General features: G+C 71.8%; 12 protein-coding genes. 3 read left to right on the top strand and 9 right to left on the bottom strand.

The genetic code is table 11. The features are described 5' to 3' along the window. Nucleotides 1–29: 29 nt before the first annotated feature. A complete protein-coding gene (locus SMA5143A_RS32465) occupies nt 30–695 on the bottom strand; it encodes a DUF305 domain-containing protein (protein ID WP_107466426.1) in 666 nt (221 codons plus the stop codon). Between the two features lie 193 nt (nt 696–888). On the opposite strand from SMA5143A_RS32465, the gene SMA5143A_RS32460 reads away from it, so the two are divergent. Beyond that, nucleotides 889–2,400, top strand: a complete 1,512-nt coding sequence (locus tag SMA5143A_RS32460) for an LVIVD repeat-containing protein (protein ID WP_107466425.1) — start codon at nt 889–891, stop codon at nt 2,398–2,400. An 18-nt stretch (nt 2,401–2,418) separates the two neighbouring features. Here SMA5143A_RS32460 and SMA5143A_RS32455 read toward each other — a convergent pair whose 3' ends face one another. The 5 genes from SMA5143A_RS32455 to SMA5143A_RS32435 all read right to left on the bottom strand — a co-directional run bounded on the left by SMA5143A_RS32455 (nt 2,419) and on the right by SMA5143A_RS32435 (nt 6,373). Continuing rightward, complete coding sequence (locus SMA5143A_RS32455) at nt 2,419–3,069, bottom strand: TetR/AcrR family transcriptional regulator (RefSeq protein WP_107466424.1); 651 nt, start codon at nt 3,067–3,069, stop codon at nt 2,419–2,421. Nucleotides 3,070–3,261: 192 nt separating this feature from the next. Next, complete coding sequence (locus tag SMA5143A_RS32450; protein ID WP_107466423.1) at nt 3,262–3,960, bottom strand: HAD family hydrolase; 699 nt, start codon at nt 3,958–3,960, stop codon at nt 3,262–3,264. Between the two features lie 32 nt (nt 3,961–3,992). Beyond that, nucleotides 3,993–4,676 carry a phosphatase PAP2 family protein gene (locus SMA5143A_RS32445; protein WP_107466422.1) on the bottom strand — a complete coding sequence of 228 codons (684 nt, stop codon included), beginning with the start codon at nt 4,674–4,676 and terminating at the stop codon, nt 3,993–3,995. 140 nt (nt 4,677–4,816) lie between these two features. After that, the gene (locus SMA5143A_RS32440; RefSeq protein ID WP_107466421.1) at nt 4,817–5,752 is read right to left on the bottom strand and encodes a M56 family metallopeptidase; all 936 of its coding nucleotides are present in this window, start codon (nt 5,750–5,752) and stop codon (nt 4,817–4,819) included. 75 nt (nt 5,753–5,827) lie between these two features. Then, nucleotides 5,828–6,373, bottom strand: a complete 546-nt coding sequence (locus tag SMA5143A_RS32435; RefSeq protein WP_107466420.1) for a DUF5134 domain-containing protein — start codon at nt 6,371–6,373, stop codon at nt 5,828–5,830. A gap of 332 nt (nt 6,374–6,705) precedes the next feature. Between SMA5143A_RS32435 and SMA5143A_RS32430 the strand changes: the two genes are divergently transcribed. After that, nucleotides 6,706–7,254 (top strand): MarR family winged helix-turn-helix transcriptional regulator, encoded by a 549-nt coding sequence (locus tag SMA5143A_RS32430; protein WP_107466419.1) that lies wholly within the window; start codon nt 6,706–6,708, stop codon nt 7,252–7,254. A 34-nt stretch (nt 7,255–7,288) separates the two neighbouring features. Here the strand turns inward: SMA5143A_RS32430 and SMA5143A_RS32425 are convergent, their stop codons facing one another. Both SMA5143A_RS32425 and SMA5143A_RS32420 read right to left on the bottom strand, forming a co-directional pair. Further along, nucleotides 7,289–8,053 (bottom strand): VOC family protein, encoded by a 765-nt coding sequence (locus SMA5143A_RS32425; RefSeq protein WP_107466418.1) that lies wholly within the window; start codon nt 8,051–8,053, stop codon nt 7,289–7,291. Between the two features lie 153 nt (nt 8,054–8,206). After that, on the bottom strand, nt 8,207–8,599 hold the full coding sequence (locus SMA5143A_RS32420; protein WP_055712886.1) for a VOC family protein: 393 nt from the start codon (nt 8,597–8,599) through the stop codon (nt 8,207–8,209). A gap of 74 nt (nt 8,600–8,673) precedes the next feature. Here SMA5143A_RS32420 and SMA5143A_RS32415 point away from each other — a divergent pair, with 74 nt between their 5' ends. Further along, the gene (locus SMA5143A_RS32415; protein WP_107466417.1) at nt 8,674–9,225 is read left to right on the top strand and encodes a GNAT family N-acetyltransferase; all 552 of its coding nucleotides are present in this window, start codon (nt 8,674–8,676) and stop codon (nt 9,223–9,225) included. Here the strand turns inward: SMA5143A_RS32415 and SMA5143A_RS32410 are convergent. Further along, nucleotides 9,215–9,898, bottom strand: coding sequence for a glycerophosphodiester phosphodiesterase (locus SMA5143A_RS32410; RefSeq protein WP_055521921.1), 684 nt, complete (start codon nt 9,896–9,898; stop codon nt 9,215–9,217). The genes SMA5143A_RS32415 and SMA5143A_RS32410 overlap by 11 nt on opposite strands. Nucleotides 9,899–10,124 lie beyond the last annotated feature (226 nt).

The following is a 10,124-nucleotide window of genomic DNA, read 5'->3' as shown; positions in this document are numbered from 1 at the left end:
GGCAGACGACGCTACTTTCGCAACGCGCCCTAGGCCACGAGGTCGCGCATCCTGCTGATCTCGGTCGTCTGCTGGGCGATCACGTCGTCGGCCATCTCCTCGATCAGGATGTTGTTGCCCTGGGACTTGACGTCCGTGGCCATCGTGATCGCCCCCTCGTGATGAGTGATCATCAGCTTCAGGAAGAGGCGGTCGAACTCCACCCCGTCGAGCGTGCCGAGTTTCTTCAGCTGCGCCTCGGTCGCCATGCCGGGCATCTCCCCGTGGTCGTGCGACGTGCCCTTCCTGTCGTCGTCGTTGACCTTCAGCCAGCCCTCCATGGCCTCGATCTCCGGCTTCTGGGCGGCCGAGATGCGCTCGGCGATCCGCTTCACCTGTGTCGACTTCGCGTGCTTCGGCGCGAGTTCGGTCATCTCCAGGGCCTGGCCGTGGTGGACGATCATCATGCGGGCGTAGGCGAAGTCCGCGGAATTCGGCGAGTCGTCCTCGGCGCGCCGCTTTTCCGCCTCCTCGGGGGACAGAGTGTGGGCCGCCTCGCCGGGTTTTCCGGGTGCGATCACCGCGGGTCCGCCGGACCGGCCGGAAGCGCCGTCGGGTTCGGCGTCCGACCCCGAGTCACAGGCCGCGAGCGCGAGGAGAGCGGCCGTCAACGAGGCCGTGACCAGCGACGCGCGGGATGTGCGGCGAACGAGCACAGTGACCTCCTGGGCAGAGCAACGGGTGTGCACCTGGTGGGTGTTGACGATCGTTCCTAACACGCATTCAGGTGCCTGTGATCAAATTTGTTCGTTACAAATACATGGCCACCTGTTGTTCTGTGCATGCTGAAGACGATACTTCGGAGGTGCCTGAACCGTTCGACTGCGAACGGCTACGAGGGAGGACACAGTGACCCTGTTAGACAACCTTCGGACGCGCCGCAGACGACTGGGGGTGGCCGCCACGGCGGCCGGACTCCTGGCCGCGCTGTTGACGGCCGGTCCGGCGGCGGCGACTCCCGACCCGGGGGACGCGCCCACCGTGCGCGAGAAGGTCTCCAAGAGCGACGCGGCCGAGGCGCGCGAGGCGATCGCCGCCGGGGAGATACCCGGCAAGGACGAGATCGTCCACTCCGCCAACATCGAGCACCTGACCAACATCCCGAAGGAGGCGCTGCCGGGCACCAACTCCGACCTCGCCTTCCAGGGGAAGTACGCGTTCGCCGGCAACTACGACGGCTTCCGCATCTTCGACATCAGCAACCCCAGGTCCCCGAAGACGGTCGCCCAGGTCCTCTGCCCGGGCTCCCAGAACGACATCTCCGTCTCCGGGAACCTGCTCTTCCTGTCCACGGACTCCTCGCGCAGCGACAGCTCCTGCAACAGCACCACGCAGCCCGCGAGCGAGAAGTCGTCGTGGGAGGGCATGAAGATCTTCGACATCAGCGACAAGGCGAACCCGAAGTACGTCGCCGCCGTCGAGACCGCCTGCGGCTCGCACACCCACACGCTGCTGCCGAAGCGGAAGAACGTCTACGTCTACGTCTCGTCGTACTCGCCGAACGCGGCGTTCCCCGACTGCCAGCCGCCGCACGACGGCATCTCGGTCATCAAGGTGCCGCGCTGGGCGCCCGAGAAGGCGGCCGTGGTGGGCTTCCCCGTCCTCTTCCCCGGTGAGGGCCCGGACGGCGGAGGCAACCCGGGTGGGCCCACGAACCCCGGCGTCTCCAAGACCACCGGCTGCCACGACATCACGGTGCTGCCCTCGAAGGACCTCGCGGCCGGCGCCTGCATGGGTGACGGCATCCTGTTCTCCATCGAGGACCCGGAGAACCCGAAGATCATCGACCAGGTCCAGGACAACGTGAACTTCGCGTTCTGGCACTCGGCGACCTTCAACCAGAAGGCCAACAAGGTCGTCTTCACCGACGAGTTGGGCGGCGGCGGCGCGGCCACCTGCAACGCGGAGATCGGCCCGAACCGCGGCGCCGACGGCATCTACGACATCGTCGGCAGGGGCGACCACCGCAAGCTCGTCTTCAAGAGCTACTACAAGATCCCCCGCCACCAGGCGAACACCGAGAACTGCGTCGCCCACAACGGCTCACTGATCCCGGTCAAGGGCAAGGACATCATGGTCCAGGCCTGGTACCAGGGCGGTGTGTCCGTCTGGGACTTCACCGACTCCGCCAGCCCCAAGGAGATCGCCTACTTCGAGCGCGGTCCCCTCTCCACGGACACGCTGGTCGGCGGCGGTGCCTGGTCGGCGTACTACTACAACGGCTACATCTACTCCAACGACATGGTCAAGGGATTCGACGTCCTGAAGATCGACGACCGGCGCACGAACCCCGCCCGCTGGGTCCACCAGCGTGAGCTGAACGTGCAGACTCAGCCGGACTACTTCGACTTCGGCTGGTAGGACGCCGGACCGACACCGTCAGGTGGCGAAGAAACGCGACAGATCCCTGTCGTACGTCCCGCCGGTCCCCTCGGGGGTCGGCGGGACACCCGACTCCCAGTCGAGTCCGTAGCGCCCGAAGAGTTCCGCGCGCAGGGTGGTGACCGGCAGCGGCGCGTTCGGGAGCACCATCGCGTACACGGCACCCATCAACAGGGCCCGCAGCAGCGGGTAGTCGGCGTCCGGGTCCGTGGAGCCGTGCCGGGTCACCGTGTCCCGCAGCAGTTCGCCCAGCCGCCGCTGCTCGGCGCACTGCACGAACCCCTCCGGGGCCTGGAGCAGGCCCGCCATGTGCTGGCGCATCAGCACGGGCCGGTCCAGGGCCAGTCGCAGGATCGCGTCGACCGCCCGCGCCATCCGCTCCCGCCCGTCGTCGCTGCGCGGCTCGCCCTCCAGCGCCTCCTCCAGCGTCCGGTGCATCAACCGGTGCACCGCCGACTGGACCAACTGGCGCTTGCCGGGGAAGTAGTACGACACCAGGCCCCGTGCCGAACCCGCGCGGTCCGCGATGTCCCCGAGCGTCGTGGCCTCGTAGCCCCGCTCGTCCACCAACTCGACGGCGGCCTGTAGCAGTCGCTCCCGGGAACGCCGACGCAACTCTTCATTGACCGAGGCGCTGCGCGGGGACATCCTGTAACTCCTGCGTTGACTGGCTGCCAGCCAACTATACTCAGCGCTCCCGGGCGGCGACCCTGTGTGTCCCTCCCGGCCGCTGTCCGTCCCGGGCCGCACGGGGGACGGTCCGGGACGGACGACGGGTCGCCTGCGACGGCGCCCCGGACGCCGCGACCCGCCCGACGTACCCCGCGACCGGACGGTGTCTCAGTCCACCAGCCCCAGCACCGGGAGCAGCCCGTCCGGCCGGCTGTCCGCGGGCAGATGATCCACGAAGTGCACCGCGCAGCCCAGGGCCGCCGCGCCGCCGTCGGCCCGCCGGTCGTCACCGACCATCAGCGTGTCCCGCGCGTCGACGCCGAGCGCCTCGCAGGCGAACGAGAACAGCCGCGGGTCCGGCTTCTGGATGCCGTGCTCGTACGACAGCACATAGGTGCCCACGTACGGGTCGAGACCGTGCGCGCGGAACACCGGTCGCAGATCCCAGCCGATGTTGCTCACCACGCCGACGGCCACCCCCCGCTCCCGAAGAGCGGCGAGCACCTCGACGGCGTCCGGGTACGGGCGCCACGCGGGCGGCGTCATATGGCGGTCGTACAGCGCGTCGTGGAGCGCGGGGTCGGGCAGGGACACCCGCCGGGACAGCCCCGTGTAGGCCGCCCGGTGCTGCTCGGCGCTCCGGTCCCGGACCGTCCACAGCTCACCCAGCTCGCCGGTCGGCGGCTCCACGGGGGCGGGCCCGCCGGGCAGCGCGCCCGCCCGCTCCAGCGCCTCGGCGGCCCGCACCACCTCCGGCTCGGGCAGGTCGACACCGGTGTCCGCGAGCACCGCCCGCAGCCAGGACTCCCCGGACTCGATCCGGAAGAGCGTCCCGGAGAAGTCGAACAGCACGCCTTTGATCGTCATGACGGCGATCCTTCGCGGTGGCCCCGCCCCGGTCAAGTACGCCTCGGCGCACCCCACTTCTCGTACACCAGCACGGCCAGTGCCACGGTCAGCGCGCCCAGCAGCCAGCCGCCCACCACGTCCGACGCCCAGTGCACGCCCAGCCAGATCCTGGTCAGACCCACACCGAGGACCGACACCGCGGCCACCGCCAGCGCGACCCGGGTGACGACGCGTCCCGCGCCGTACAGATGGAGGAGCCACAGCAGCAGACCGCACACCACGGTCGCCGTCATGGCGTGGCCCGACGGGAAGGCGGCGTAGTGGGCGGAGTCCACGGGGTCGGGCCACGCGGGCCGCTCCCGGCCGACGGCGGCCTTCAGGCCCTGCTGGACCGCCGTGCCCACCGCACAGGTGACGGCCAGCCAGATCGCGAGCCACCACTCCCGGTGCCGCCACACCAGCCAGACCGCGGCGGCCGCGCACACGAGGCGCATCGTCACCGGGTCCCACACCCAGTCCGTCAGGATGCGGAAGGCGTGGGTGGTCCCGGACTCGGCGACGGCCCATCCGTGGGTGGTGTCGGCGATGCCCTGGTCCAGGGACATCAGCGGCGCCCAGGAGATCGCGACGAGGACGAGCAGCAGGACGGTGGGCGCCGCGAGGGCCGCGGCGACGCGGACGGTGCGGATGTGCGACGGCCGGTGGGGCGGCGCGTCGACGGTGGGGGTGTGCATGCAGCGATCCTCGCCGACCCGTGGGGCTCCGTGCCAACGCCGGGGCGTGAGATCACTGTCACGCGCCGCGACCGGAGCACGAGCCGTGCCTCGCGCGTTGTTCTTGGGTTTCCCTTTGTCGGTTCTTTGCCGGGTCACGGTTAACCGAGTGCCCGCAACCCCGGTACGAAAGCCACCAGAACCGGCAGTGCGGGCAGCAGGGCCGCGCACGCGGTCAGCCGCAGTCGGCGCACGGGCGTCAGCCGGTCCGGGGGAGCGAGCAGCCGGTGGACGCGCCGCGGCACATGGTCCTCGGGGGCCGAGCACGGCCCGAACACGCCCCGGTCCTCGTTGAGCCCGACGAGCGCGAGGGCGGTCGTCAGGCGCCCGTGGCGGCGGGAGGCGGTGTCGTCGGCGGCGAGTTCGACCAGGCGGTGCATCTCGTCGCGGAACGCGGCGAACACCGGCACCCTCGGGAAACCGCCCGCCAGCGCCGCCGAGCAGTGCAGCAGCCAGTCGTGCCGGGCCCGCGCGTGTCCCTGCTCGTGTGCGACCACCGCGTCCACCTGCCGGCCCTTCAGCCGGCGCAACGCGGCGGTGGTGATGACCAGTCGGGGCGCCGAACCGGGCAGCCACCAGGCGTCCGGCCGCTCGCCCTCCACCACCACGAGCCGGTCCGCCCCCGGCTCCTCGCCGGGCAACAGCGGCGCCCGGCGCAGGATCTCCGCCTCCCGTCGCCGCCGGTGCCGCCGGGCCAGCGCGACCTCGCCGACCAGCATCGCCCCGGTCCACACCCCGCCGCACGCGAGCGCGACCGCGGTGACCGCCGCCCACGAACCACCGGTGCCCAGCGCGTACGCCTCGACCACCCCGTGCGGCGCCGGCGCGAACAGCGGCCCGCGCACCGCCGTCCAGGCGGCCGCCGCGCTCAGCGCCATCGACAGCGCACAGCACAGCAGGACGGTCGCCACGACGCACTGCCACACCCACAGCGCGACCACCGGTTCACGGTCCGGCCAGTCCGCCCGGGCCAGCAGTCGCGGAGCGAGGACGGCGGTCAGGGCGCCGAGCAGCAACAACGCCGCGGGGACCATCATGGGCGAAGCCTATGAGCGGGACGGGGCGCGACGACATGGGCCGGGCGGCCCAAGTGACGCAGACCACGATGTCGATCACACCGTGAGCAGCATGGCGAACATCCCGATGCCCATCGACAGCCGGCACGCCCGCGCCACCTCGGGCCGGTCGCCCCAGCCGGTCCCGCCCCCCGCCGCGCGCCCGCTCCCGGAGACGGCCACCGGCATCAGCCGTACGCCCGCCCACAGCACATAGCCGGCGAAGTACAGCAGGAGCGTCCCGGTCAGCAACGGCGACCCGCTGCCGCCGTGCTCGCCGGGGGCGGCCGCCATCACCACCGCCATGTAGACCATGGCGACGGCTCCCACCAGATGGTGCAGATGGTGCGGGCTCGTACGGGCCGCCCACAGCGCGCGCAGCGCGGCGGCGCCGAACACGAGGGCATAGGCCGCCCAGGCCCAGGGCGGGGGCGCCGCCGCGGCGGGCACGGCCATCACGGCCATGCCGAACCCCATGAGCGCCTCACCGCCCGCGGCCCTGCGCTGCTCCTCGACGGCGCTGCGCATCCGCAGCAGGCAGTACCCACCGGTCAGCGCGCACAGCGCGACCAGCAGCCAGCCGGGCGAAGCCGGTCCGTGCACGTGCACCTCCACGCTCGACGGTGTCGAACAGTGATGACCGTGAGGTCGACCAGTCGGTCAGGGCATGCCCCTGCCCGGTGGCGCGCAGACAAGCGCACGGGAGTACGTGGGGGAGCGTGCGGGGTGCATCGGCGCGCGCGTGGATCGGTAGGGGCCCGGCTCCCCCCGAGCGGTGGGCGGCTGAGCGGTGGCCGTGCTGACCTGGGGTGCGGCTGAGCAGGGGTGCGCCGCCCCGCCGTCGGAGCGGGTGACCGCGTCCGGCGGGCCGGACGCCGTACGCTCACGGCGACGGCACGACAGCATGGATTCCACGCTTCGGAGGGCGCACCGGCATGACGGCAGGCAACGGGCGGACGGCGGCGGGGAGCGGCGCGGCTCTGGGGGACACGGTCGCCAAGGTGGTGCGTCAGTGGCAGACGGTGCACCCCGGTCTCGACACCGGCCCCATGGAGATCATCGGCCGGGTGAACCGCTGCGCCGCCCTCCTCCAGCAGGCGGAGGACGCGCCGCTGCGCCGAGCCGGGCTCACCCGTCCCGAGTTCGACGTCCTCGGCACCCTGCGTCGCACCGGCCACGAACTGACGCCCAGTGAGATCGCCCGCGAGACGTTCGCCTCCGGCGCGGCCGTCACCAAACGCATCAAGCTGCTCAGCGAGCGCGGGCTGGTGGAGCGGCGCGGCGACGCCCGGGACCGGCGCGTCGCCCATGTCCGCCTCACGGACTCCGGCCGTGACCTCGTGGACAGCGTCCTGCCGGAGCAACTGGCCTACGAGACGAATGTGCTGTCCGGGGTCGGCACCGACGACCGCCGTGAACTGGCCGGTCTGCTGGGGGAGTTGCTGATCCAGCTGGAGGGACGGCTGGGCCTGCCGCGCACCTGAGGCCCCGGCGCGCACCGGCCGACGGCGTCGGGGGTCAGCGCTCGTCGTCCGCCAGGTGGACGCCGAACATGGCGCCCTGGGGGTCGCGCAGCACGGCGATGCGCGGGCCGTCCGGCACCGTGGTCGGCTCCATGAGCACGGTGCCCCCGGCGTCGACGGCGATCCGGGCGGTGTCGTCCACGTCCTCGACGGCGAAGTAGGGCAGCCAGTGCGAGGGGACCTCGTGCGGGAACTTCTCGTCCATGGTGATCATGCCGCCGAAGTCGGCGCCGGCGATGCCCCACCGCGTGTAGTGCGCGGAGGCGTGCACGGTCCAGCCGAACACGGTGGTGTAAAAGGTCTCGGCCCCCTCCGGCGCGCGGGTCAGCAGCTCCACCCAGCCGAGCGCGCCGGGCGCGTTGAACAGACCGGCACCGGGGAAGGCGCGGGCCTCCCAGAGCTGGAACGCCGCGCCGCCCGGGTCGAACGCCACCGCGAACCGCCCGATGTCGAAGACGTCCATGGGCTCCAGGACGATCGATCCGCCGGCCGCCCGCACCGACTCGACCGCGGCGTCCGCGTCGGCCACCGCGAACGACACGTTCCACGCCACCGGCTGCGATTCCTGGTACAGCGGGGCGAGGGCGGCGACGGCGGCGTCGCCCAGGTGCGCCACCGTGTAGCCGCCGGCCTCCTGGCGCGGGTCGGTCTCCGGACGCCATCCGAACAGCTCGGTGTAGAACCGCTTGGCCGCCTCCAGATCGCTGGTCCCCAGCTCGGTCCAGCAGGGCCCGCCGGTCACCGGCCTGTCGAGCTTCATGGCGCTCCTCGTCGAAGGGACGGCCCCCACCAGCACGCTATGCCCGCACCCCGGCCCCCGGCCACCGGGGGCACCGACGGCCCGGTGGGGCGTCCGGCCGAGGACCGACGCGGGCACCCGGGCAGCCACCGGGCCGGCGTCCGGCGGCCCGGGTCAGATGCCGGGCCGGTACCGCAGCGGATGGTCCGCGGGGATCTCCACCAGCACGATCTCCGTACCGTCCGGGTCGGCGATCCACATCTCGATCAGGCCCCACGGCTCCTTCACCGGCGGCCGCCGCACCTCCACCCCGGCCGCCACCAGTTCCTCGTGCGCCGCCGCCACGTCCGCCACCTGGAGCCACAGCTTCAGCGCGGGGGAGGGCGGGGTGTCGGAGCGCCCGGCGACCTCCAGGAAACCGCCGCCGAGGAAGTACACGACGCCCCGGTGGTCACCCGTACCGAACTCGCGGTACACGGGAAGCCCCAGCTTCTCGCCGTAGAAGACACGGGAGCGCTCCGGGTCGGTGGGACGCAGAAGGGTACGGCTGCTCAATACATGGACCATGCCGTCGGAGCCTAGTGGGCGCGGGACTACGCTTCAGGGTGCCCGCGCCGCAGCCAGATCCGTCAGGAGCGCCCATGGACACCGCCCCCGGCCTGACCTTCCGTGATGCCACCGACGCCGACGTGGACGTGCTCGTCGCGTTGATCGAGTCGGCGTACCGGGGGGACTCCAGCCGGGCCGGCTGGACCACGGAGGCGGACATCCTCGACGGGCGGCGCACCGACCCGCAGGGCGTCCTGGACGTCATCAAGTCGCCCGACAGCCGGCTGCTCACCGTGGAGCGGGACGGCACGGTCGTCGCCTGCTGCCAGCTCGAACACCGCGGCGACCACGTCTACTTCGGGATGTTCGCGGTGAGCCCCGCGCTCCAGGGCGCCGGCCTCGGCAAGACGATCATCGCCGAGGCCGAGCGGATCGCGGTCGAGACCTGGGCCGCCGGAGAGATGCACATGACCGTGATCTCCGTACGGGACGACCTCATCGCCTGGTACGAGCGGCGCGGCTACCGCCGTACGGGACGCATGAGCCCCTTCCCGTACGGCGACGAGCGCTTCGGCGTCCCACTGCGGGACGACCTGCGCTTCGAGCTGCTGGTGAAGGAGCTGAGGCGGCCGGTCACGCCGTGAAGCGGCCCGTGCGTTTGATGTCCGGGTAGTCCGTCGTCGCACCGTCCAGCTGAAGAGCGCGGACCAGACGCAGATGGTCCTGGGTGTTGACCACCCAGCCGATGATGCGCAGATTCGCCTTGCGGGCGCGCTCGACGACCTCCAGGGTGAGCCGCCGGATGTTCAGGACGAGGGTGGAGGCGCCGACCGCGACAGCCCGGTCCACGACGTCCAGGCCGTACCGGCTGGCGACCAGCGCGGTGCGCACGCCGGGGACGAGGCGTGCGATCTCGGCGACCGCCTCGTCGTGGAAGGACAGCACCTCGACCCGTCCCACCAGGTCGCGCCGGTGCATGACCTCGGCGAGGGCGCGGGCCGCCGCCGTGTCCTTGATCTCGGCCTGCAAAGGCGCCCGGACGGCGTCGAGCACCTCCTCGAAGGTGGGGATCCGCTCACCGCGCCCCGCGTCGAGGGCGCGCAGCTCGGCGAGGGTCTTGTCGGCGATGGGGCCCGTGCCGTCGGTCGTCCGGTCCACATCCGCGTCGTGCATGACGACGAGTGCGCCGTCCTTGCTCAGATGCAGATCGAGTTCGATGACGTCGAGGCCCGCGCGATCGGCGGCGACGAAGGAACGCAGGGTGTTCTCCGGTTCGACACCCATGACTCCGCGGTGACCGATGGTGAGGAAGTTCAAGGTGGACTCGCTTCCGTCGACGGCGGCTCGGGCCGCGTGACCGGGAGGGGACGGCACGCGGCTGGGCCGCAGCGTAGTCGTCCGGCCCCGCGATGCATCCGTACGTGCACAAGCCCATTCGAGCCATCTCAGGCCGTGTCACGTCGGAGAACAGGACCGTTTCCTCGCGTGTCCGCGCGAACCGGGTCATCCCTGAGTGGGCGAGTCCGGCGCGCGTTGACCCCGA

Source organism: Streptomyces sp. MA5143a (assembly GCF_900290235.1).
Taxonomy (GTDB): Bacteria; Actinomycetota; Actinomycetes; order Streptomycetales; family Streptomycetaceae; genus Streptomyces.
The sequence above is the reverse complement of the archived record's forward strand: the minus strand, read 5'-3'. Positions and strand labels throughout refer to the sequence as shown.